15 protein-coding genes and 9 pseudogenes are annotated in these 22,965 nt (G+C 57.9%); 19 read left to right on the forward strand and 5 right to left on the reverse strand.

The window, feature by feature from the left end; all coding sequences use genetic code 11:
- Positions 1-68 precede the first annotated feature (68 nt).
- From CES87_RS19805 to CES87_RS34445, 11 genes are all read left to right on the forward strand, one after another.
- The gene (locus CES87_RS19805; RefSeq protein WP_128607441.1) at positions 69-845 is read left to right on the forward strand and encodes a transporter substrate-binding domain-containing protein; all 777 of its coding nucleotides are present in this window, start codon (positions 69-71) and stop codon (positions 843-845) included.
- Between the two features lie 63 nt (positions 846-908).
- Positions 909-1,586, forward strand: a complete 678-nt coding sequence (locus tag CES87_RS19810) for an amino acid ABC transporter permease (RefSeq protein ID WP_128607442.1) — start codon at positions 909-911, stop codon at positions 1,584-1,586.
- On the forward strand, positions 1,583-2,317 hold the full coding sequence (locus tag CES87_RS19815; protein ID WP_128607443.1) for an amino acid ABC transporter ATP-binding protein: 735 nt from the start codon (positions 1,583-1,585) through the stop codon (positions 2,315-2,317). Before CES87_RS19810 ends, CES87_RS19815 begins: the two co-directional genes overlap by 4 nt.
- A gap of 20 nt (positions 2,318-2,337) precedes the next feature.
- The gene (locus CES87_RS19820) at positions 2,338-3,573 is read left to right on the forward strand and encodes a cysteine desulfurase-like protein (RefSeq protein WP_128607444.1); all 1,236 of its coding nucleotides are present in this window, start codon (positions 2,338-2,340) and stop codon (positions 3,571-3,573) included.
- Positions 3,574-3,606: 33 nt separating this feature from the next.
- Positions 3,607-4,479, forward strand: coding sequence for a MurR/RpiR family transcriptional regulator (locus CES87_RS19825; RefSeq protein ID WP_128607445.1), 873 nt, complete (start codon positions 3,607-3,609; stop codon positions 4,477-4,479).
- 54 nt (positions 4,480-4,533) lie between these two features.
- Complete coding sequence (locus CES87_RS19830; protein ID WP_128607446.1) at positions 4,534-5,436, forward strand: allantoinase PuuE; 903 nt, start codon at positions 4,534-4,536, stop codon at positions 5,434-5,436.
- A 42-nt stretch (positions 5,437-5,478) separates the two neighbouring features.
- Positions 5,479-6,612 carry an aminotransferase class V-fold PLP-dependent enzyme gene (locus tag CES87_RS19835; RefSeq protein ID WP_128607447.1) on the forward strand — a complete coding sequence of 378 codons (1,134 nt, stop codon included), beginning with the start codon at positions 5,479-5,481 and terminating at the stop codon, positions 6,610-6,612.
- A gap of 110 nt (positions 6,613-6,722) precedes the next feature.
- Positions 6,723-6,938 carry a hypothetical protein gene (locus CES87_RS33370; RefSeq protein ID WP_256591001.1) on the forward strand — a complete coding sequence of 72 codons (216 nt, stop codon included), beginning with the start codon at positions 6,723-6,725 and terminating at the stop codon, positions 6,936-6,938.
- Complete coding sequence (hydA, locus tag CES87_RS19845) at positions 6,902-8,158, forward strand: dihydropyrimidinase (RefSeq protein WP_256591002.1); 1,257 nt, start codon at positions 6,902-6,904, stop codon at positions 8,156-8,158. Before CES87_RS33370 ends, hydA begins: the two co-directional genes overlap by 37 nt.
- Positions 8,155-8,901 carry a 2-keto-4-pentenoate hydratase gene (locus CES87_RS19850; protein ID WP_128607448.1) on the forward strand — a complete coding sequence of 249 codons (747 nt, stop codon included), beginning with the start codon at positions 8,155-8,157 and terminating at the stop codon, positions 8,899-8,901. Before hydA ends, CES87_RS19850 begins: the two co-directional genes overlap by 4 nt.
- 1,775 nt (positions 8,902-10,676) lie before the next feature.
- Positions 10,677-11,327, forward strand: coding sequence for a methyl-accepting chemotaxis protein (locus CES87_RS34445; protein ID WP_371858235.1), 651 nt, complete (start codon positions 10,677-10,679; stop codon positions 11,325-11,327).
- 89 nt (positions 11,328-11,416) lie between these two features.
- Here CES87_RS34445 and CES87_RS19860 read toward each other — a convergent pair.
- The 5 genes and pseudogenes from CES87_RS19860 to CES87_RS19880 all read right to left on the reverse strand — a co-directional run bounded on the left by CES87_RS19860 (position 11,417) and on the right by CES87_RS19880 (position 15,973).
- Positions 11,417-12,180, reverse strand: a pseudogene (locus CES87_RS19860) (ABC transporter ATP-binding protein).
- Positions 12,181-12,196: 16 nt separating this feature from the next.
- Positions 12,197-12,907, reverse strand: coding sequence for an ABC transporter permease (locus CES87_RS19865; RefSeq protein ID WP_128607450.1), 711 nt, complete (start codon positions 12,905-12,907; stop codon positions 12,197-12,199).
- Positions 12,904-13,631: pseudogene (locus CES87_RS19870) on the reverse strand (ABC transporter permease). The gene CES87_RS19865 and the pseudogene CES87_RS19870 overlap by 4 nt, the downstream one beginning before the upstream one ends.
- Before the next feature lie 55 nt (positions 13,632-13,686).
- Positions 13,687-14,468: pseudogene (locus tag CES87_RS19875) on the reverse strand (transporter substrate-binding domain-containing protein).
- 596 nt (positions 14,469-15,064) lie between these two features.
- On the reverse strand, positions 15,065-15,973 hold the full coding sequence (locus CES87_RS19880; RefSeq protein ID WP_128607451.1) for a LysR family transcriptional regulator: 909 nt from the start codon (positions 15,971-15,973) through the stop codon (positions 15,065-15,067).
- 259 nt (positions 15,974-16,232) lie between these two features.
- Between CES87_RS19880 and CES87_RS19885 the strand changes: the two genes are divergently transcribed.
- From CES87_RS19885 to CES87_RS19920, 8 genes and pseudogenes are all read left to right on the forward strand, one after another.
- Positions 16,233-16,616, forward strand: a complete 384-nt coding sequence (locus CES87_RS19885) for a VOC family protein (RefSeq protein ID WP_128607452.1) — start codon at positions 16,233-16,235, stop codon at positions 16,614-16,616.
- Positions 16,617-16,724: 108 nt separating this feature from the next.
- Positions 16,725-17,569, forward strand: a pseudogene (fghA, locus tag CES87_RS19890) (S-formylglutathione hydrolase).
- A gap of 120 nt (positions 17,570-17,689) precedes the next feature.
- A pseudogene (locus CES87_RS19895) lies at positions 17,690-18,512 on the forward strand (phytanoyl-CoA dioxygenase family protein).
- A gap of 129 nt (positions 18,513-18,641) precedes the next feature.
- Positions 18,642-19,411, forward strand: a pseudogene (locus CES87_RS19900) (ABC transporter substrate-binding protein).
- Positions 19,412-19,502: 91 nt separating this feature from the next.
- Positions 19,503-20,192 carry an ABC transporter permease gene (locus CES87_RS19905; protein WP_128607453.1) on the forward strand — a complete coding sequence of 230 codons (690 nt, stop codon included), beginning with the start codon at positions 19,503-19,505 and terminating at the stop codon, positions 20,190-20,192.
- Between the two features lie 2 nt (positions 20,193-20,194).
- Positions 20,195-20,906: pseudogene (locus tag CES87_RS19910) on the forward strand (ABC transporter permease).
- An 11-nt stretch (positions 20,907-20,917) separates the two neighbouring features.
- Positions 20,918-21,684, forward strand: a pseudogene (locus CES87_RS19915) (ABC transporter ATP-binding protein).
- Between the two features lie 90 nt (positions 21,685-21,774).
- Positions 21,775-22,949 (forward strand): annotated as a pseudogene (locus tag CES87_RS19920) (M20 aminoacylase family protein).
- Positions 22,950-22,965: the final 16 nt, after the last annotated feature.

Consider the following 22,965-nt stretch of genomic DNA (forward strand, 5'->3'; position numbering starts at 1 on the left):
CTCTCGATCCCACGTTGTACGAGATCAACCGCTGTTAGCACCTAAAAAACAAACAATCGGGAGCAAACATGAAAGCGAAAGTGATGTTGGGATTGTTCATGACCGCCGCAGTTGTACTGCCAGCATGGTCAGCTGACTGGACTGTAGGTGCTAACGTTGGCAACGTACCGTGGGAGTTTCAGGATTCCAAAGGTGAGTTCGTCGGCTTTGAGGTCGATGTCGTAAAAGAGGTGGCCAAGCGGGCCGGCAAAAGCGTCGAGTTCGTCAATATTCCATTCAACGGCCTGTTCAGTGCCGTGCAATCCAAACGTGTCGAGATCGCGATCTCATCGATCACTATCACCCCCAAGCGCCTGGAGTCAGTGGCTTTCGCACAGCCTTACTTCGACAGCGACCAGTCACTAACCGCGCTGACCACCTCCAAGGTCAAAGGCCTGGCCGATATGGCCGACAAAGTGGTCGGCGTCGACACAGGGTCGACGGGCGACATGTGGGTCGGCCAGCACAAGGACGAGTACAAATTCGCTGATGTTTCGCGTTATGAAGGGCTATCGCCGGCAATGCTCGATCTGGCGAACGGGCGAATCGATGGCTACCTCAGTGATATCCCGGCGGTGCTCTACTACATCAAGGACAAGCCGCAATACACCATCGTTGCGCGAGTTCCCACCGGCGAGCGTTACTCGCTGATGCACGCCAAGGGCTGGGCGATGAGCGATCAGGTCAATGACATCATCAGCAAAATGAAAGAAGACGGCACACTCGGAAAGATCCACAAGCAGTGGTTCGGCGCTGAAGCCGACAAAGATTCGAGCACCATGAAGGTAACTGCTGTCCTCAAATGACCCTTGCTGATTGTGGGTAAAAGTGGCGACGCCAGTCGTCACTTGTATTGACCGAGGTATTCCATGGATCTTTTGCAGACTTTTTTCAACTGGAACGTGCTCGTCGACTCGCTTCCGCTGATGATGCGTGGTCTGGGCGTGACCATCTTACTGGGGGTGGTGAGTATTGCCCTGGGCCTGGTGGGCGGGCTTTTCCTGGCTTTGCTCCGATTGTACTCCTACGCACCTGTTCGAGCGCTTGCGCGTATCTACATCGATATCATGCGCTCGATTCCATTACTGGTTCTGTTGGTTCTCATTTATTACGCGCTGCCATTTGTCGGCATTCGGTTGTCATCTTTTGCGGCCGCTGCCAGCGCGCTTTCACTTGTTTCATGTGCCTACAGTGCCGAGATCTTCCGTTCGGGCATCGAGGCCATTCCCCGTGGCCAGTTCGAGGCATCGTCCTCTCAGGGCATGAGCTTTTTCAACACGATGCGCGATGTGATTTTGCCGCAGGCCGTGCGCATCGTCATGCCGCCCATGACCAGCAATTGCATCAACGTGATGAAAGATACGGCGCTTGCCTCGGTGGTTGCGATGCCGGACTTGCTGAAACAGGCGACCCAGGCGCAGGCACTGGCGGCCAACCCGACGCCGCTGGTAGGGGCTGCCTTGCTGTACCTGTTGTTGCTGTTGCCGCTGGTGCAAATGGTCAGCTGGGTTGAGCGCCGGAACGCCACTGGAGGAAAAACTGCATGAGCACGTTGATAGACATCGAAAAACTCGACAAGTACTACGGCAATTTCCAAGCGTTGAGCGATATCAACCTGCAGGTTGAAGAAGGCGAGGTGGTGGTCATTCTTGGGCCGTCCGGTTCGGGGAAATCGACCTTGATCCGCTGCATCAATCTTCTGGAAGACTACCAAAAAGGCCATATCCGCGTAGCCGGCGAACGGGTCGAAAACGGTCCGCGACTGGCGGCGATTCGCAGTGAAGTGGGCATGGTGTTCCAGAGCTTCAATCTCTATCCGCACCTCAGTGTCCTGGACAACGTGTCACTGGCGCCGATCCGCGTGCGCGGGCTGAGTCGACGTGATGCACATGCCAGGGCCAAGGAGCTATTGGTGAAGGTCGGCATGGGTGATCACGCGCACAAATACCCGAGTCAGTTGTCTGGCGGCCAACAGCAGCGTGTTGCCATTGCCCGCACCATGGCCATGGAGCCTCGCGCGATTCTGTTCGACGAGCCGACTTCGGCGCTGGACCCGGAAATGGTTGGCGAAGTACTGGATGTCATGCAGAACCTTGCTCGCTCCGGCGTCACGATGGTCGTGGTCACCCACGAAATGGGCTTTGCCCGTCGGGTCGCCGACCGTGTGATCTTCATGGAAAGCGGGCGCATCGTAGAGGAGAACATTCCTGAACCGTTTTTTACCGCACCTCGGGAACTACGCACAAAAGCGTTCCTGCAAGCCATCTTGCACCATTGAATCCGGCTGGAGAAAGTAGAGTGAATCCTCTCGATATCGATTACGTTCGCAAGCAATTTCCAGGTCTGGCCGGTGGCTATGCCTACATGGATAACGCCGGTGGTTCGATGGTGCTGAGCGCCGTTGCCGAGCGTGTCAGCGATTACCTGCTCAACAGCAGCGTGCAACTGGGCGCTTCCTACCAGCCTTCCGTCGACGCTGGCGAACGCGTGATGCAGGCGCGTCACTCGGTGATGCAGTTGATCAACGCCGGGCATCCGGAAGAAGTAATCATGGGTGGCTCGACCACCCACTTGCTGCAAATACTGTGTCGCGCGATAGCCCCGTCAATCGTTCCCGGCGATGAAATCATCGTCACCAATTGCGATCACGAGGCGAACATCGGTCCGTGGGTCAAGCTCTGCGAAAGCCGCGGTGCGACCCTGCGCGTGTGGCAGGTCAACCCTGGTAGTTGCGAACTTGAGCTGGATGACCTGCAGGTCTTGCTCAACCCCAATACCCGATATGTGGCCATGACCCACACCTCCAATATTCTCGGTTCGATCAATCCAGTGGCCGAAGTTGCGCGGCGGGTTCATGCCGTGGGTGCCAAGCTGTGCGTGGACGCGGTTGCTTATGCGCCGCACCGCCTGGTGGATGTGCAGGCCAGCGGCGCGGATTTCTACGTGTACAGCTTCTACAAAACCTTCGGCCCGCATTTTGCCGTGCTCTGGGGACGTCGTTACCTGTTACTGGAACTGCCGAGCCTGAACCACTTCTTTATCGGCCAGGACGTAGTGCCTTATAAATTGCAGCCGGGCAACGTCAATTATGAGCTGTCCTTCGGTTGCATCGGCATCACCGATTACCTGCTCGACGTCAGCGCGAAACTGGGCGCCCAAGGCAGTGAGCGTAAACGTATGCAGGCTGCTTTTGATGCCTTCGAGGTGCAGGAAGATTTGCTTGCCGAACGCCTTCTGGCATTTTTGCGCCAGCGCGAGGGCGTCCGCATCATCGGCAAAGCGCACATTCGCGATCGTGTGCCAACCATCAGCTTTGTGGTCGAGGGCGTGCAGTCCGAGGCTGTAGTGCGCAGAGTCGATGAGCACCGCATCGGCATTCGTTTTGGTGACTTCTATGCGCGGCGACTTATCGAAGCCCTTGAGCTTGACCGTTTTGGCGGGGTAGTGCGGGTGTCGTTGGCGCATTACAACACGTTGGAAGAGGTAGACCGGCTCATCACTGCGCTGGATCAAGCAATCACCGCGTTGCGTTGACGCACACACTTCAAACTTTTACGAGCCTTCCCCATGGCCTTACCTGAAACCTTGCCAGAGCTGCGTGACTGTATCGCGGCCCAGCATGAACAACTGACAGGTCGTCTGCGCGATGCTGCCCGATTCCTGATCGACAACCCGCATGAGATCGCACTGAACACAGTGGCCGAGCTGGGTAAGCGTTCGAGCATCGCACCGTCGGCTTATATTCGGCTGGCTCAGGCGCTTGGTTTTGCAGGGTTCAAGGATTTGCAGCGCGTGTTCCGTGCGCCGCTGCAACAGGCTGCCGATACGCACAGCGAGCGAATTCGCCACTTCGGTGGTGAAACCTTGCTGGAGGATCCGAGTGATGTTGGGGGAATTCTGCGCGAATTCAGCCAGGCCAATATCGTTTCTCTCGAACACCTGGCCGAAGGCGGTGAACAGGCCAATATCGAAGCGGCCATCGTCCATCTGCAAGGAGCGCGCACCACGTTCGTCATCGGTATGCGCCGCGCCTTTCCAGTGGCAGCCTACCTGAGCTATGCGTTGAGTCGCGTGGGCCGGCGAACCGTACACATCAGCGGCGCTGGCGGCACGCTGCCCGAGCAGGTCAGCGCCATTGCCGATGATGATTTATTGATCGCCGTCAGCTTTCCGCCCTACGCCAATGACACCGTCGAGGCCTGTCGACAGGCGACGCAAGCTGGCGTGACGCTGGTTGCAATCACTGACAGCGTTCTCAGCCCCATCGGGCAGATCGCTGACACCGTGATCGAGGTCAACGACGCCGAATTATTGGGCTTTCGCTCGCTCACGGCGTCGTTCTGTATTGCGCAAACCCTGGCCATGGGACTGGCCTTCAGCGAGAGGCAGTCGGACAGCGGCACCCTTAGCCATGATCGGCTGGAAGATATCGACTGTTAAGTCGCAACTTTCACCGCGTACTTATTCAACCCGTCACTTCAGGAGAATATCCCGATGGTTTCACCTGCACGCGATTTAGTGGGTTACGGCAGACAACGCCCACAAGGCACCTGGCCCAATGGCGCACGACTGGCCATCAGCCTGGTGATCAACTACGAAGAGGGTTCCGAGCGCTCGCTGGCCATGGGCGATCCAGACCAGGAGTCAATGACCGAATGGGGCAGTTATTCGATACCCGACGGCACTCGCAACCTGGCGATGGAGTCGATGTACGAGTACGGCTCACGCGTCGGGATCTGGCGAATTCTGGATATTCTTGACCAGCAATCGGTGCGTTCCACGTTTCATGCTTGCGCAGTGGCGTTTGAACAGAACCCGGATGTTGCACGCGCCGCAGTCGCCGGTGGTCATGAAATCTGCAGCCACGGCTATCGCTGGGAGGAAGTGTTTCGCCTGACCGAAGAGCAGGAGCGTGAACACATGCGCCTGGCCATCGAGTCATTCGAGCGCACGTGCGGCAAGCGTCCTGTCGGCTGGTATTGCCGCTACGGCGCCAGCGTCAACACGCGGCGCCTGGTCGCGGAGGAGGGCGGTTTTCTCTACGATTCCGATGCCTACAACGACGATGTTCCCTACTTTGTCGAGGTCGAGGGCAAGCGCCATCTCGTGGTGCCCTACACCGCCGACGTGAACGACTTTCGCTACTGGAACTCGCCGGGATTGTCGCAGGCATCGGACTTTTTCGAGTACATGAAGGAAAGCTTTGAGGTCCTCTATGAAGAGTCTGCTGAAGGTCCACGCATGATGTCGATCGGGCTGCATCCACGCATGGTGGGTCGTCCTGGCCGGGTCCGGGCGATAAAGCAATTCATCGAGTACGCCAAGCAACACAGTGGTGTCTGGTTTGCCACGCGCGAAGAAATCGCCCGTGCCTGGCATGAACGAACCGAGGCTTAAGGCTGAGTCGCTACACTGACATCTCTGCCAAAGGAGTCACCCATGTCAAAGCTATATCCCAGTATTGATCCTGAGGGGCTGGTCGAGTACTCAGTGGTCTACACCGACCGCTCGCTCAACCACATGTCGCAGTCATTTCAAGCCGTGATGAAGAACATTTCCACGACCCTGAAACAGGTCTACAACGCCCAGGCTGTTGCGGTGGTCCCGGGCAGCGGTACATTCGGCATGGAAGCGGTGGCGCGACAGTTTGCCACCGACCAGCAATGCCTGGTGATACGCAACGGCTGGTTCAGTTATCGCTGGAGCCAGATCCTTGAGATGGGCAACATCCCGGCGGCCACTACGGTGCTGAAAGCCCGACCGGTCGACACCGGTCGCCAGGCTGCCTACGCCCCACCCCCTCTGGACGAAGTGCTGGCAGCCATTGAGGCTTCGAGGCCGCTGATTGTCTTCGCCCCCCACGTTGAAACCTCATCAGGGATTATCCTGCCCGACGAGTACCTGCGGGCCGTCGGCGACGCCGTGCATGCGGTGGGTGGCCTGTTCGTGCTGGACTGCATCGCCTCAGGCACGCTTTGGGTTGATATGCACAAATGCGCAGTCGACCTGTTGATCAGCGCTCCGCAGAAAGGCTGGAGCGCCTCCCCTTGCTGCGCCCTGGTGATGCTCAGTTCCTTGGCCCTCGAGCGCATCGAGCAGACGCATAGCAGCAGCTTCGCCTGCGACCTGAAAAAGTGGCTTCAGATCATGCAGGCCTACGAACAGGGCGGACATGCCTACCATGCGACCATGCCCAGCGATTCCCTCGCGCGGTTTAACGAAGTGATGAAAGAGACGCAAGCCTACGGTTTCGACAAGGTCCGCGGCGAACAACAGGCTCTGGGCGATCGGGTGCGCGCAATGTTGACCGGCAGAGGCATCAAAAGCGTGGCCGCAGCCGGCTTTCAGGCCCCTGGTGTAGTGGTGAGCTACACCGATGATGCCGACATCAAGAGCGGCAAGAAATTTGCCGACCACGGCCTACAGATCGCCGCCGGAGTGCCGTTGCAATGCGACGAGCCGGCCGACTTCCAGACCTTCCGCATCGGTCTGTTCGGACTCGAAAAGCTGCACAATATCGAGCGCACGGTCAGCACCCTCGCGCAGGCACTGGACGAGGTGATGGTTAACTAAGCCGGCATTCGACACCGTTACCACAGTGGTCTGGGACATGTTGAAAACCGCGGGCTTTGACACGCGCCGCCTGACCGGCTGGGGCTGGTTACTTCTGGAAGAGGCCTGATATGCAACCTTTTGATACGGTGATTCGCAACGCCCGCGTGGTAACCGCCGCGGACACGTTCACCAGCGATATCGGTATTCGTGATGGGCGCATCGTCTCCCTTGGCCTGGACCTGCCGCCAGGTCACCAGGAAATCGACGCGGCAGGCCGGCATGTCACCCCGGTGGCATCGACAGCCACGTGCACCTCGACCAGCCGACTGGCGACGGCTCGGTGATGGCCGATGACTTCTTCAGCGGCACGGTCTCGGCGGCCTGCGGCGGCACCACCACCGTCATCCCGTTCGCCTGCCAGCAAAAGGGCGAAAGCCTGCGCTCTGCCGTCGATGACTACCATCGTCGGGCGGGTAACAAGCCGGTGATCGATTATGCCTTCCACCTGATCGTCACCGACCCCACCCCGCAGGTGCTGCGTGAAGAACTGCCGGCCTTGATTGCTGAAGGCTATACATCGTTCAAGATCTACATGACCTACGATGCGCTGAAGCTGGGCGACCGGGAGATTCTCGAGACGTTGTCGGTCGCGCGCCGTGAGGGCGCCATGGTGATGCTCCACGCCGAGAACAGCGATTGCATCGCCTGGCTTACCGAGCGACTACTGGCGGCCGGGCTGACTGCGCCGCGCTACCACACCGCGTCGCGGCCGATGCTGGTGGAGCGCGAAGCGACCCATCGTGCCATCGCCCTTGCCGAGCTGGTGGACGTGCCGATCCTGATCGTGCACGTGTCGGGTCGCGAGGCCGTGGAGCAGATTCGCTGGGCCCAGAGCCAAGGGTTGAAGGTGTACGCCGAAACCTGCCCGCAGTACCTGTTCCTGACCGCCGACTCGCTGGGGTGTGACGACAGCTTCGAAGGTGCCAAGTGCATCTGCAGCCCGCCGCCGCGCGATGCCGCAAACCAGCAGGTGATCTGGGATGGCCTGGAGAACGGCTCGTTCGAGATTTTCTCGTCAGACCACGCACCCTTTCGCTTCGATGGCCCGAATGGCAAGAAGGCCCACGGTGAAGAGGTGTCGTTCGACCAGATCGCCAACGGCATTCCCGGTGTCGAAACCCGCATGGCACTGCTCTGGTCCGAAGGCGTGCGCAGTGGGCGCATCACCCCACAAAGCTTTGTTGCGCTGACCTCCACTAATGCCGCCAAGATGTATGGGTTGTATCCGCGCAAGGGCAGCATCGCTATTGGTGCTGATGCCGACCTGGTGATCTGGAACGAAGGTGAGTCGGTGCACCTGTGCAACGCAATGCTGCACCACAACGTCGATTACACGCCTTACGCCGGCATGACACTGAGCGCCTGGCCGGCCATAACCCTGTCTCGCGGTGAGGTGGTCTGGGACGGCGAGCCGCGCGGTCAGGCTGGTCGCGGCCGGTTTCTGCCGTGCGAGCGCCCGGCGCCCGCGCAACTGCGCCGACGTAAGACTGAGTTGGCATTGTGAGTGCGGTCGCGCAGGTGGCCGCCATCCTGATTCGTGGTTGGCGTGAGGGGCGCCAACAACCGTTGCCAACCCTGGAACTGGCAAGCGTTGCCGAAGCCTATGCCGTGCAGCACCAGGTAGCGGATGCCCTCGGCTCGTTCGCCTCCGGGCCGCCAGCGGCCTGGAAACTGGGCGGCGCTCCGGGAGGGCTGATCAGCGCCGCCGGGGTACCGGCAATGGCGATACACCCGTCGGGTTGGCAGGTTCCGCCGGGCGATGCTTTCGGTTTCGGGATCGAGGGAGAACTGATCGTGCGCCTGGCGCGCGACCTCGACCAGCACACCGATCTGGCCATGGCCTGTGCGGCGGTCGATGTGTGGATGCCGGGCATCGAACTGTGTGGCACGCGCTGGCTGCACGGCGATCAGGCCGCGCCACTGCTTCGGCTGGCCGACCAGCAACTCAACCGCGCGCTGGTACTCGGTGCACCGCGAACGCTGGGGCAAATGCCGGATTGGTCAAGACAACAGGTGGCGTTGCGGGTGGCCGGGGAGCCTGAATTCGTCGGCGTTGGCAGCCATCCATTCGGTGAGCCGCTGAGTTCGCTGCCGTGGCTGGCGCGTCACGCTGCTGCACTGGGCAGCCCCTTGCGAGCCGGTGACCTGGTGGCTAGTGGTAGCTGGACCGGTATCTACTGGGCGCCGGCCGGGGTGCAAGTGGAAGTTGAGTTTGCCGGGATAGGACGGGTTGCCTTGTCGACTTGATGCGTTTCAAAGGCTTGCAGGAATTCGGCTTGAGCCCGGGCGACATTGATCGTCGTGGCACAGCTCTCTTATAGAGCGTGGCGCGGTTGGCGCACTGAGTTGAAGCAGGATGTGCATTGTGCCGTCCGTTCAGGCCACACAACAGAAGGGTCCACAACTTCGCCAGAACCTCCCTTGCCATGCCGATGGTTCGCTCCTTTCGAATTGGCCTGGTATTTGCTATTCGTTTTCCCATCCGAATGTCGCAGTTGGGGAAGTGAATGTCGCTATCAAGTAATTCGATGCAGTTATCCTTTAGTGAGAAGCGCTGGTTACCCTGGTTCGGCAAAACTGGAAAAATTGCGATGGGCTGGTCGTGTCGGCTCAATCAGTCGGCTTATCCCGTGATCGAACAAACTTTCGAAGCTATCGCTGAAACCCGTGTGGAGTTGCTGCACAACTGGACGCGCGAGCAGTGGGAACACTTGGCTGAATTGGCGGAAAACCTCGGTTGTGATCTCGCCCATCTCGACAGCGCTCCGCTGATGGACAAGCTCAGCCAGGCAGAAGATTTTTCGGAGTTGTTTGTCGTTGATGCCAGCGGCACTGTCATGGTATCGACTTGGAATCGACGCGACAAAACCCGGATCGAGCAAACCCGTGCATTGGCAGAAGGGATGAAAGGGCCGTTTCTCCATGGTCCTTACACCGATCCACTGACCTTGCAAATCGGTCCATCGTCTTCACGCTTCCACGATGAAGTCACGTTGATGTTCTATCAGCCCCTGAAGGCCGATGGAAAAGTCCTCGGCTGCCTCTGCGGTCGCGTGCCAAACGATGTGCTGGGCGATCTTATCCAGCGCGAAGCCGGGCACATTTTTGCCGAGTCGGGCGATAACTATCTGTTCATGGCGCAATCACGCTTTGATCCCGCTATCAAGCCGGGAACCGCGTTGTCACGTTCACGTTTCGAGGACGGTACGTTCACCCACGGTGAAAATTTGAAAAGTGGCGTACACACGCCCTGGAAAACCGTGCAGATCCAGCGACACACCGAACTGGAACTGCGTTTCACCGACCCGGCGACGCAGCAACTGCACCCAGGCGTACGCGAAACCATCCGCACGGGCACCAATCTGTTCGTTACTTATCCGGGTTACTCGGACTACCGGCACGTTCCGGTGGTCGGTAAGGGCGTTACGTTTCAATTGCCAGGATCACCTGACCGCTGGGGCATGATGTGTGAAGCCGATCTGGAAGAGGTATACCGCCGGCGCTCACTCAGCTACGGTTTGATGAAGCCTTATATCGCGACCATGACGGGACTCTTTGCCTGCAATTTCATGGCCCAGCATTACAGTGGTCTGACGCAAAGCTTGATCGATACCGTCGAAGTATCGAGCATGGTATGCGCCACTGTCCTGTTCGGCCTGCTGGGGCCCAAACGTCTTGCGGCAAGGTTGAACGAGATGACGAGTGTGGTAAGGACCATCGCCGAGGGCGAGAGCAACCTTCGTCAGCGTCTGGATACCACGCGCATGGCCAACGATGAGACCGGTGACATGGGGCGCTGGATAAACAGTTTCATCGACCGTCTGGACTCGGTTGTCGGGCAAGTGGTGAAAGCCAGCCACAACGTCGGCACCACCAATCAAATGATGCTGGGACGCAGCCAGCAAGCCGGTATTACGTCCACCGAGGTCGCGCAAGCGGTGCATCGCATGATGATTATCGTCGAAGACCAATTGGGCGAGATCCAACAAGCATCTGCCAGCGCTGAACAAATGAAGCAGGCGATGGATGAAGTCGTCACGCGTTCCCGCGAGCAATTTCTCGCCGTTCAAAAAGGGACGCAGTCCATTCGGGACGTGGTCGAGCGCTCTTCTTCGAGCGTGCAGTTGCTCGACAGCAGGATGAGTCAGATCGGCAACGTCACGGGCCTGATTAGCGATATCACCAACCAGACTAATCTGCTGGCTCTCAATGCGGCGATTGAGGCTGCACGCGCGGGTGAACATGGTCGAGGCTTTGCGGTGGTCGCCGATGAGGTACGCAGTCTCGCCTCACGCACGTCACGAGCTGCCGACGACATTCGCAAGATGGTCGAAGGCCTGCAGAACGAAACGCAACAAGCCGTCAGATTCATGGAGGAGGGCGTCAAGAACGTCGATAACAGCCTGCGCCTGGCCGAAGATGCATCCTCGGAAAATGTGCAGTTGCATCAAGCTGTGGAAAGTATGTTTGCGATCATTCAGCAACTCAACAAGCGCAGCCTCGACTACGGCAAGACAATCAAGAAGGTCGACCAATCCTCCACAGAGATGCGCCAGACAGTGGTCGTGCTACAAAGCAGTGCGGAAACCGTGAGGCTCAATGCCAACAAACTGCAAAAATTAGTCGGGCAGTTTGAGGTGAGTAGCAACATCGAAGGAGTTGCAGCGGCTTAAATCTGGGGAGCCGCCTTGGTGACGTTCACCGCGGTGACCCATTGAGCCAGCGCTCCAAGCGACCCTGCGGCCGCTCGAAGGCGCTCCGGTTACTTCAGGTTGCCGCTGAGGAATTGCTGCAGGCGTTCGCTTTTGGGGTTACCCAATACGTCCTCGGGCGCACCCTGCTCTTCGACCCGTCCCTGGTGCAGGAACAGCACCTGATTCGACACTTTGCGCGCAAAGCTCATTTCGTGGGTCACCATGATCATGGTGCGGCCTTCTTCGGCCAGACCCTGGATCACCTTGAGTACTTCGCCCACCAGTTCCGGGTCCAGGGCCGAAGTCGGCTCGTCGAACAGCATGATCTCCGGTTCCATGCTCAGGGCACGGGCAATGGCGACCCGTTGCTGCTGACCACCCGAGAGAAACGCCGGGTATTGATCTGCAACCCGTGCCGGCAAACCGACTTTGTCCAGGTAGCGCCGGGCGCGATCCTCTGCGTCCTTCTTGCTGACGCCCAGCACCCGGCGTGGGGCCATGGTGATGTTTTCGAGCACGGTCATGTGGCTCCACAGGTTGAAGTGCTGGAACACCATCGCCAGGCGAGTGCGGATGCGTTGCAGTTCTTTGGCGTCGGCCACGCGCATGCCGTGGTGGTCATGGACCATTTTGATCGGCTGGTTGTCCAGGCTCATGGCGCCGTCGTTGGGCGTTTCCAGGAAGTTGATGCAACGCAGAAAGGTGCTCTTGCCCGAACCACTGGCGCCAATCAGGCTGATCACATCGCCGGTCTTGGCGTTCAGCGAAACGCCCTTGAGGACTTCATGGTTGCCGTAACTTTGTGCAGGTTTTCAACGGTCAGTTTGTACATGAACAAGCATCCTGAATTAGTGAGCCGGGCCGAGGAAAGACAACCAACGGCGTTCAGCCAGGCGGAACAGACCGACCAGGGAGAAAGTGACTGCCAGGTAGATCAACGCGGCGATGCCGAACGACTGGAAGGTCAGGAAGGTCGCCGAGTTGGCGTCCCGCGCGACTTTCAAAATGTCCGGGATGGTTGCGGTGAAGGCCACGGTGGTCGAGTGCAGCATCAGAATCACTTCGTTGCTGTAGTACGGCAGCGAGCGACGCAGGGCCGATGGCATGATCACGTAGGTGTACAGCTTCCAGCCGGTCAGCCCGTAGGCCTTGGCTGCTTCGACTTCACCGTGGTTCATGCTGCGAATGGCTCCGGCGAAGATCTCCGTGGTGTAGGCGCAGGTGTTCAGGGCGAAGGCCAGGATGGTGCAGTTCATCGCATCGCGAAAGAACGCATCCAGCACGGGCTGAGCACGTACGGCGGCCAGGCTGTAAATGCCGGTGTAGCAAATCAGCAGTTGGATATACAGCGGTGTGCCGCGGAACAGGTAGGTGTAGAACTGCACCGGCCAGCGCACCCAGACATTGGTCGAGACCCGGGCAATCGACAGTGGGACCGACATCACGAAGCCGAAGAGGATCGAGGCGCTGAGCAGCCAAAGGGTCATGGCCAGCCCGGTGATGTGATTGCCGTCCTGGAACAGGAAAGGTTTCCAGTACTCCTGCAGTAGCTCGATCATCGCACGGCCTCCCGGGTGCCTGCGGCGTAGAAGATTTCCATCCGGCGCAAGACGTAGTTCGAAACGGTGGTTATCACCAGATAGATCAGGGCGGCCAGCAGCAGGAAGAAGAACAGCTGATAGGAGCTCTTGCCCGCGTCCTGGGCCACCTTGACCAGATCGGCCAAGCCAATGATCGACACCAGCGCGGTGGCCTTGAGGATCACCATCCAGTTATTACCGATGCCTGGCAGGGCAAAACGCATCATTTGCGGGAACACCACTAAGCGAAAGCGCTGGGCACGGGTCAGGCCGTAGGCGGTAGCCGCTTCCATCTGTCCTCGCGGTACGGCAAGGATGGCGCCACGGAAGGTTTCAGTGAAATACGCCCCGTAGATGAAGCCCAGGGTAATGACCCCGGCGCTAAAGGGGTTGATTTCTATATAGTCCCAGCCCAGTGCTTCGGTCAGGCTGGTCAGCCACGTTTGCAGGCTGTAGAAGATCAACAGCATCAGCACCAAGTCCGGCACCCCGCGGATCAGCGTGGTGTAGGCCTGCGCAGGGACACGCAGCAGTGCCGATTTCGAAAGCTTGGCGCTGGGCCGATCAGGCCCAGGCCAACGCTCACCAGCAAGCACAGAAAGGATAATTTGACAGTCATCCAGGAGCCTTGCAGCAACAGCGGGCCGAAGCCCTTAAGGCTGAAGCCTGACAGCCCCAGAATCATCAACAGGTTTTCTAGCATTGGGCACCCCTACATCAATCCAAAAAGCGCCCATCCGGAAATGGGCACAGGGTCATTATTTGCCGTTGTAGAGATTCAGATCGCCAAAGTGCTTCTGCTGGACGGCCGCATAGGTGCCATTGTCGTGCAGCGCCTTGATACCTTTGTTCAGCAAGGCCTGGAGCTCGGCGTTGCCTTTGGTGAGACCCACAGCGGTTTTGGCTGGCAGTAGGGGGCTTTCGACTGGCTCACTGACTTGGAAGTCGGCGCCGGGTGGCGACTTCAGGAAGCCCAGTTCGGCTTGCAGCATGTCCTGGATTGAGGCATCGAGGCGTCCGGAAATCAGGTCAGCGTACACCTGGTCCTGGTTGGCGTAGGCCTGGGTCTCTACTCCGGCCTTGTCCAGCACGGCCTTGGCGTAGGCCTCCTGAATGCTGCCTTGCTCGTAGCCGACCTTCTTGCCCTTGAGGGAGGCTGGATCGGTGCCGATGGCCGCGCCTTTCTTGAATACCAGCGCGGTTGGCCTGAGAACAGCTCGTTCGAGAAATCGATGACTTTCTCACGCGCTGGCGTGGCGGTCATGGAAGAGATCACGCCGTCGAACTTGTTGGCCTTGAGGCCGGGAATCATGCCGTCGAAGTCGCTTTCAACCCACTTGCACTTGACCTTTAGCTCAGCGCAGATCGCGTTGCCCAGGTCGATATCGAAGCCCACCAGGCTGCCATCGGCGGCCTTGGATTCGAACGGCGCATAAGAGGGGTCGACGCCAAAGCGCAACTCCTTGTACTCCTTGGCCAGCGCAGAACCGGCAGCCACACACAAAGCTAATGCAGAAAGAGTGAGAAATGCTTTTTTCATTATTTTATTCCCAAGGATCATCGAAAGCGCTTGTGCCGCAAGGGCATGGTGTACTGCGCAGCGAAAGGTCTGATGCACACGCAAACACCTGTACAGACAAGTGTATGCAATCACCCGGCCAATTCGCGGATTGGGCGATTGAGAAAGCGCGTAAAGCGCTCTGGGATGGGCTTGGCAGGAAGGTGAGCGCAGGGGTGAGGCAGCCTGCGGGTTGTTACCAAAGCGGGTTTTTACACCCGGTTGGGGTATGCGGTAACAAAGTGTGAGATTTGGGGCGCTGACTTTCCTGGCTCAATCCTTGTGCTCCTGCAGCATCGACGGTCAGAACGGCGGAGTGTCATCGTAGGCATTGAGTGCTTATGTGTACGACCAGTTCGACCCTGGGAACATGCTGCCCATTTCGGCGCCGGGCCATATAAGAAATATTTTCAGCTCGATTCCAGGGGGAGGCTTCGGTGTCTTCCTGAGGCTTTTGCACGACGCGCTTCCCGACTAGTGATGAATCAATGCTCCTGCAACGGGTTTGTTCGCGGAACCTGCATCAATCTCAATTCACTATTTCGGGTTCTGAAATGCTGTGTTTGTCCGCCAGTGCTTTAGTCGTGCCGTGCTTGCCAGTCATTGGCGACCCAGTTGACGAAGGCTTCTGCGACCGGTGATGGATGCATCGCTCGGGATTGGGCCAGAACCACTCGCTGAGGTGATACGTCCTCGATGACAGGGAGGCATGTCAGGGGCGTGCCGTCATAACAATGATCGCCGACAGGCCGGGTGCAAGACAGCGCCACGCCGTACCCGTGAGCCACCAGACCTCGCTGCATTTCGAAGGTCTGGGTGTACTGCTGGGTGCGCGGCCGAAGGTCATGGGCCCAGAACAGCGACAGGAAATACTCGCGAGTCTGGGCGATGTCTTCGAGAATCAGGCATTCCTGGGCAAGTTCATGGAGCGAGACGGCGTCCTGCGTGGCCAATCGATGATCCTTCGATAACAACGCATAGGGTGTCAGTTCCGCCAGCACCTGCCGGGGGAGGAGGGGGTCCAGCCCCAGGTCGTACGTGAGCGCCAGCTCCGCCTTCCCTGCGGTGATGCTCCTGTGAACGCCCGCCAGATCCGTTTCGAACAGCGTGACCTCAATTTCAGGATGCGCCTTTCTGAACCCCGACAGCAGGCGCGGGGCGTAGTACGGCCCCAAATCCTGAAAGCAGATCAGCGACAGGTTTCCGCGCAGCACTTGAGGCTGGGAGTCAGCCTGAACGCTCATTTTCGCGGCCATGCTCAGGATGTCTCTCGCCTGACTGAGCAAGCGCGTGCCAGCGGGCGTCAACTCCAGCCCTCGACTGACCTGGCGCCGGAACAATCGGTCATTCACGGCATCCTCCAGTTGCGAGATGGCGATGGAAACGGACGGCTGCGAGACATGCCGCGCCCTGGCGGCCGCACTGATGCTCCCATGCTCGGCCACTGCCACGAAGTACTCGAGTTGTCTGAACGAGAAACCTATCAATTTTTTTTATACTCAAGAATAGGAAATATATTCTTTTCCTATTGAAGGCGAAAAGCAATACTCCGATCACGTTACAGCAACGCGGTTACAGATCGGGAGGAATCAGGATTTGAAGTTGCGCCGGCTTATCGAATCAGCCGCAAATTTGTACCACTGAGCGGAGCTGCGTAATGTTTTAACAACGGGCATGGATACGTTCGCGACAGAGCGGTCATTAAATTGATCGACAACGAAAATAACAATTACAAGAGAGAAAGACATGGCCATTTTTACACACGTTAGTGTCGGCACTAATGATTTGAATAAAGCCCGTGACTTCTATGATGAAGTCTTGAGCAAGTTGAATCTCAAACGCATTGCCGACCTTGATGATAACGGTTCGATCTGGGGTGAAGCTGCACCTTCCTTTTTCGTCCTCAAACCTGCCAATGGTGCGCCTGCCAGTGTAGGGAACGGTGTGACCGTCAGTTTCGAAGCACCGAATCGCGCTTCGATCGACGCATTCCACAGGGCCGCCCTGGCCGCTGGCGGTGTCTGTGAAGGTGCGCCAGGTCCTCGCGATTGGGCGCCACATGCCTACGCCGCTTACGCCCGTGATCTGGACGGCAACAAGCTGGCCGCTTACTGCTTCAGGCCCGTCTGAACCCTCGAAGTGCAGTAGGGTCGAGTGACCGTTCGCTCGGCCTGCATGAGTGCGATGTCGGCAGGTTATTGAGTCCTGTCGACAGTCGCGCGGTCACGAGCGCGAGAGATGACCATGGAACTTATTTCCAGCAACAAAACCTTTGGCGGTCATTTAAACAAGTACAGGCATGCGTCCAGCGCTGTGGCGTGCGAGATGACGTTTTCGGTATTTCTCCCTGCGCAGGCTGACGTTGGCCCTCGGCTCCCTGTTCTTTATTGGCTGGCAGGGCTGACGGGCAATGAAGATACCTTCGTTCAAAAAGCGGGTGCGCTTCGCGTCGCAGCGGACTTGGGCCTGATCATTGTCGCGCCTGATACCAGCCCTCGCGGCAGCGAAATTCCTGACTCGGCTCCCGAAGAGTGGGCGTACGGGCAAAGCGCCGGTTTCTACGTCAACGCAACCGAGAAACCCTGGTCCGATCAATACAACATGTACGACTACGTTGTGAATGAGCTTCCCGAGCTGATCGACCGCCATTTCCCGACGTCGGGTCGGTGTGGCATTTCCGGTCACTCGATGGGCGGTCACGGAGCATTGGTCTGTGCATTGAGAAACCCGCAGAAGTATCTCTCGATATCGGCGTTTGAACCGATCTGTAATCCCGCCAGGTCTCCCTGGGGGATCCAGGCTTTTTCGAGCTACCTGGGTGCCGATCGACAATCCTGGCTGTCTTGGGATGCTTCTGAGTTATTGGCGAGTTGCCAGTCGAATTTATCGATCCTCGTTGAGTTTGGCGGCGCCGACGAATACCTCAATGAAGAACTTAAACCGTGTACGTTACTGGGGCGATGAGCAACAGTCGTTGCGAACTCGAGATCAGGGTGCGTCAGGGTTATGACCATAGTCATTACTTCATCGCTTCTTTTATAGAAGACCATCTTCGTTATCACTACAAGAAACTCGTGAGTTAAACATCATCAGTGGGTGATGTTTTTAACGGCCGGTCGACAGTGCGTGTTGGGCGGTAGCGTGTTGGCGAATGATCATTGAACTTTCATTTAATAAGTAACGTATTTGCTTAGAGGTGCCAGATGGAACAAGTCTCAGCATTTAAACTTCCCGCCGGAACGCAGGAGGCGTTTCAACGTGATGGTGCAGTGTGCGTTCGCCAACTGTTCTCTTCAGAAGAGGTGGCGTTGCTGGAAACAGGTATCGAGCAAAATCTCAGACATCCAAGCCCTCGCGCCAAGGTCGCCAGCCGCCCGGACGATCCCGGCTGGTTCTTCGAAGACTTCTGCAATTGGGAAGACATCGATGCCTACAAGGCTTTCATCTTCGAAAGCCGGGTCGGTCATGTTGCCGCGCAACTGATGGGAAGTGACACCGCCAGGCTTTATCACGACCACCTGCTGGTCAAGGAGGCGAACACGCGTCAGCGCACCCCTTGGCACCAGGACCAGCCGTACTACAACGTCGATGGCCGTCAGAACTGCAGCATGTGGATGCCGATTGACCCGGTCGCCCGCGAGTCGACGCTGGAGTTTGTCGCCGGATCGCATCTGGGGCCCTGGCTGATGCCCCGTAGCTTCATGGACAGCCAGGCCCAGTGGTTTCCCGAGGGCACGTTGAGCGACCTGCCTGACATCGAAGCGGATCGCAGTGCATGGAACATTCTGGGTTGGGAGCTCAACCCGGGCGATGTCGTGTTTTTCCACATGCTCACATTGCATGCTTCTGGTGGGGTGGGGGCAACAGACGTCGGCGTGCGTTCTCGGTGCGTTTCCTTGGTGATGACGTTACCCATGCACCACGGCAGTGGAAAACATCCCCGACTTCCCGGGACTCGAAGCGGAACTCGCGGCCGGGGCCAGGATGGAACACGCGCGGTTCCCGTTGCTCTGGTCCAAGCCCTGATCCGAGGCGCGAGTGTGAGGATGACCGGCTATTTGGCGGATGAGGAGGCGAATGGCAGACACCGTCTGTGTGTGATCGAAGAACGTAAATCCCGTGCAAAACCATTGATTAGCTAAGCAGGATAAAAATATGAAGAAGATTGTGTTAGCTACGGTATTCGCTGTCGTTTCGTCCGGTGTCATGGCCAGGGACCTGACGGAAATAAAGTTTGGTGTGGACCCGACCTTCGCGCCTTTCGAGTCCAAGGCGCCTGACGGCAGCCTCGTGGGTTTCGATATCGATCTCGGCAACGCGATCTGCGCCCAGCTCAAGGCCAAATGTGTGTGGGTCGAAACGTCCTTCGACAGCATCATTCCGGCGCTGCGGGCGAAGAAGTTCGACGGGATCATGTCCGCACTGTCGATCAACGAAAAACGTAAAGCGCAGATCGATTTTTCCGATCGCCTTTATAACTCCCCGACCAAGCTCATCGTCAAAAAGGGCAGCGACCTCGATGCGACGGTCGAGTCGCTGAAGGGCAAGCACGTGGGGTGACGCAAGGCACTACGCAGGAGGCCTACATGAAATCGGCCTGGGCCCCGGGTGGTGTCGTCATCAAGTCCTATCAGACGCAGGACCTGGTGTATCAAGACCTGATGTCTGGCCGCCTGGATGCCACGCTGACGGACGCACCCGTGGCGGATATCGGGTTTATCCAGACGGCCAGAGGCGCGGGCTACACCTTTTCCAAGACAGAGGTGAAAGACGAAAAGATCCTGGGCGAAGGCATTGCGATCGGGCTGCGCAAGAGCGACGCCGAGCTCCAGATTGCCATCAACGGGGCGCTCAAGGCGTTGCATGAAAACGGCACGTACAAACTGCTGGCCGACAAGTATTTCTCGTTCGACATCTACAACTGAGTTCACGGTTTTTTTCTGAATTCAACGGTGGGCCCCCAAGTTTTTCCTGGGCGCCCATCGCGCACGATCATTTCATATAGGAACGAGAGCCATGTTTCTAGAAGGGTTCGGGTCGATCATCCTCGACGGGACAATATCCACGATCAAGCTGGCATTACTGTCCATGCTGTTCTCGGTCGTGCTGGGTTTGATAGGCGCATCCGCCAAACTTTCCAAGAGTCGAATGCTACGAAATCTGGCGACGGCCTATACCACGCTGATTCGCAGCGTGCCCGATCTGGTGATCATGTTGCTGTTGTTCTACAGCCTGCAAATGGGGTTGAACAACATCACCGAGGCACTCGGTTTCAATCAGATTGACATCAATCCGTTTCTGGCAGGGGTCATCACCCTCGGTTTCATTTACGGCGCTTACTTCACCGAAACGTTTCGCGGGGCGTATCAATCCGTTCACGCAGGACAACACGAAGCCGCGATCGCTTACGGCCTCACGCCGACGAAAGCGTTCCGCAGAATCATGTTCCCGCAAATGATGCGTTACGCCATGCCGGGCATTGGCAACAACTGGCAAGTGGTCGTCAAGGCGACCGCTTTGGTCTCCATCATCGGTCTCACGGACATCGTCAAGGTGACCCAGGATGCCGGTAAAAGCTCGATGCAGCTGTTCTACTTCAGCCTGGTCGGCGGTCTCATTTATCTGGCGATCACCACCGTGTCCAACGGTGTTCTCGTCTGGCTGCAGATTCATTATTCGGCGGGCGTGAGGAAGGCGGATCTATGAACATGCATGAGTTCATTGCCCAATACTGGAAAGCGTACCTGTGGACGGATGGCTACCAGCTATCCGGCGTCGCCATGACGTTGTGGCTGTTGGTCGCTTCGATCGCCATCGGTTTCCTGCTCTCGATTCCCATGTCGGTAGCGGGGTGGCGAAGAACCCGTTCATTCGCGGGCCGGTGTGGTTTACACCTATGTCTTCAGAGGCACGCCGCTGTATATCCAGATGCTCGTTCTCTACACGGGCGTCTACAGTCTGAGCTATGTGCGTGATCAGCCTTTGTTGGATGCTTTCTTTCGAGAGGGCTTCAACTGCACGTTACTGGCGTTTGCGTTGAACACCTGTGCCTACACGACCGAGATCTTCGCAGGGGCCATTCGGGCCACGCCCTATGGGGAAATCGAAGCCGCCCGGGCTTACGGCCTGTCGTCGTTCAAGGTCTACAAACGAGTAATTCTGCCCTCGGCATTGAGGCGAGCGCTGCCGGCCTACAGCAATGAAGTCATCCTCATGCTGCACTCCACGACCCTGGCGTTCACCGCCACCGTGCCCGACCTCTTGAAAGTGGCTCGAGACGTCAACGCCGAAACCTATGCAACATTCGAAGCATTTGGCGTCGCTGCCGTGCTCTATGCAGTGATGGTGTTTGGGCTGGTCTGGATGTTCCGCAAGGGCGAGTCCCGTTGGCTCGCGTTTTTGAAGCCTCAAACACATTGATGGAGAGCACGATGTACAAGCTGAACGTAGAAAACCTCCACAAGAAATACGGCCCTCACGAGGTGTTAAAAGGCGTCTCTCTAAATGCGAAAGCCGGCGATGTGATCAGCATCATCGGTTCCAGCGGTTCAGGTAAAAGCACCTTCCTGCGTTGCATCAATTTTCTTGAGCAGCCCTGTGCCGGGAAAATCACCGTGAGCGGCGAGGAAATCAGGACCCGGCTGGACATGTCAGGTTCGATGATCGTGGCGGACCCCAGGCAGCTTCAGAAGGTGAGAACCAAGCTGGCGATGGTGTTTCAACACTTCAACCTCTGGCAGCACATGACGGTGCTGGAAAACGTCATCGAGGCGCCCATCCAAGCGCTGGGGCTGAGCCGAAAAGACGCCGAGGAACGGGCTCGCAAGTACCTGGAAAAAGTGGGCCTGGCCGCGAGCGTTGAAAAGAAATACCCGTCCACATGTCTGGTGGACAACAGCAACGGGTCGCGATCGCCCGAGCCCTCGCCATGGAACCTGAGGTGATGCTCTTCGACGAGCCCACCTCCGCGCTTGATCCCGAACTGGTCGGTGAGGTCCTCAAGGTCATGCAGGCGCTGGCCGAAGAAGGGCGAACCATGGTCGTGGTCACCCACGAAATGGGGTTCGCTCGACATGTCTCCAATCACGTCATGTTTTTGCACCAGGGCCTGGTGGAAGAAGAGGGCAACCCTGCCGAAGTATTGACCAACCCCCGGAGTGAGCGCTTGGGCCAGTTCCTGTCGGGGCGATTGAAGTAGCCGTGGCGTATGCGAGTGCGCTGAACCTGGCGCCCTCGCGACCTGTTCAGCCCTTTATTTTCCTAGCGTCTGCCCAGTAGGAGCACGCCAATGTCTTTAGCCATGCCTGAACTGCTTGAAGTGCAAGATGAAATCCAGCAGATACGCCATCTGATTCACTCCCGCCCAGAGCTGGGCTACGAGGAGTATATGACCAGCGATCTGGTGGCCGAACGGCTGACCTCATGGGGTTACGAAGTGAGCCGTGGGATCGCCAAGACCGGTGTCGTCGCGGTGCTGACCCGAGGAAGTGGAACTCGCAAGATCGGGCTGCGTGCCGACATGGATGCTTTGCCGATCCAAGAAGACACGCACCTTCCCTATCGCAGCCAGGTCGACGGAAAGATGCATGCCTGTGGCCATGATGGCCATACGGCGATGCTGCTAGGGGCGGCCTATGCCCTGGCAAAGCGAAGTCTCTTCGATGGCACGCTCACCTTGATTTTTCAACCCGCGGAAGAAGGCCTGGCCGGGGCGCGCCAGATGATCAGGGAAGGCGTACTCGAGCAGTTTCCCTGTGATGCGCTGTTCGCCCTGCACAACATGCCGGGCTACAAGACTGGGACCTTCGGTTTCCGCCCGGGGGCCTTCATGGCGTCAGCCGATCAGGTCGATGTGACCATCCGGGGAAGGGCGGGCATGGTGCAATGCCTCATCTAACCGTCGACCCGATTGTGGTGTGTGCGAGCATCATCATGGCCTTGCAGACGTTGGTCTCCAGAACCGTCTCTCCTCTGGAGATGAGTGTCATCACCGTGGGCGCGATCCACGCCGGTCGGGCGTCCAATGTGATCCCCGACAGCGCGCACATGCTCATCTCGGTGCGCGCGCTGAATCAGCAGGTTCGCGATCAGCTCGAGATCGATATCACTCGCGTGATCGAGTCGCAAGCGGCCAGTTACGGCGCCACGGCAGAGATCAAATACAGCGCTGATTATCCCTTGCTGGTGAACGATCCTGCCGCCACGGCGTTCGCCGCGAGCGTGGCTCGGGATTGGCTTGGCGATTGCGAAGTCCTCGAGAACATCACCCCCTTTAACGGCAGCGAAGATTTCGCCTATTTCCTTCAAGAGCGTCCGGGCTGTTACCTGATCCTGGGGAACGGAGACGGAGAAGGGGGCTGCATGATCCACGATCCCCGATACGACTTTAACGACGAAATACTCATGCGCGGTGCGGAGTTTTGGGTCCGGCTGGCCGAGTCCTTCCTGAAGAAAGATGCGTGAAACATTGACCCCTGTT

This window comes from Pseudomonas sp. ERMR1:02 (genome assembly GCF_002277815.1).
Taxonomy (GTDB): domain Bacteria; phylum Pseudomonadota; class Gammaproteobacteria; order Pseudomonadales; family Pseudomonadaceae; genus Aquipseudomonas.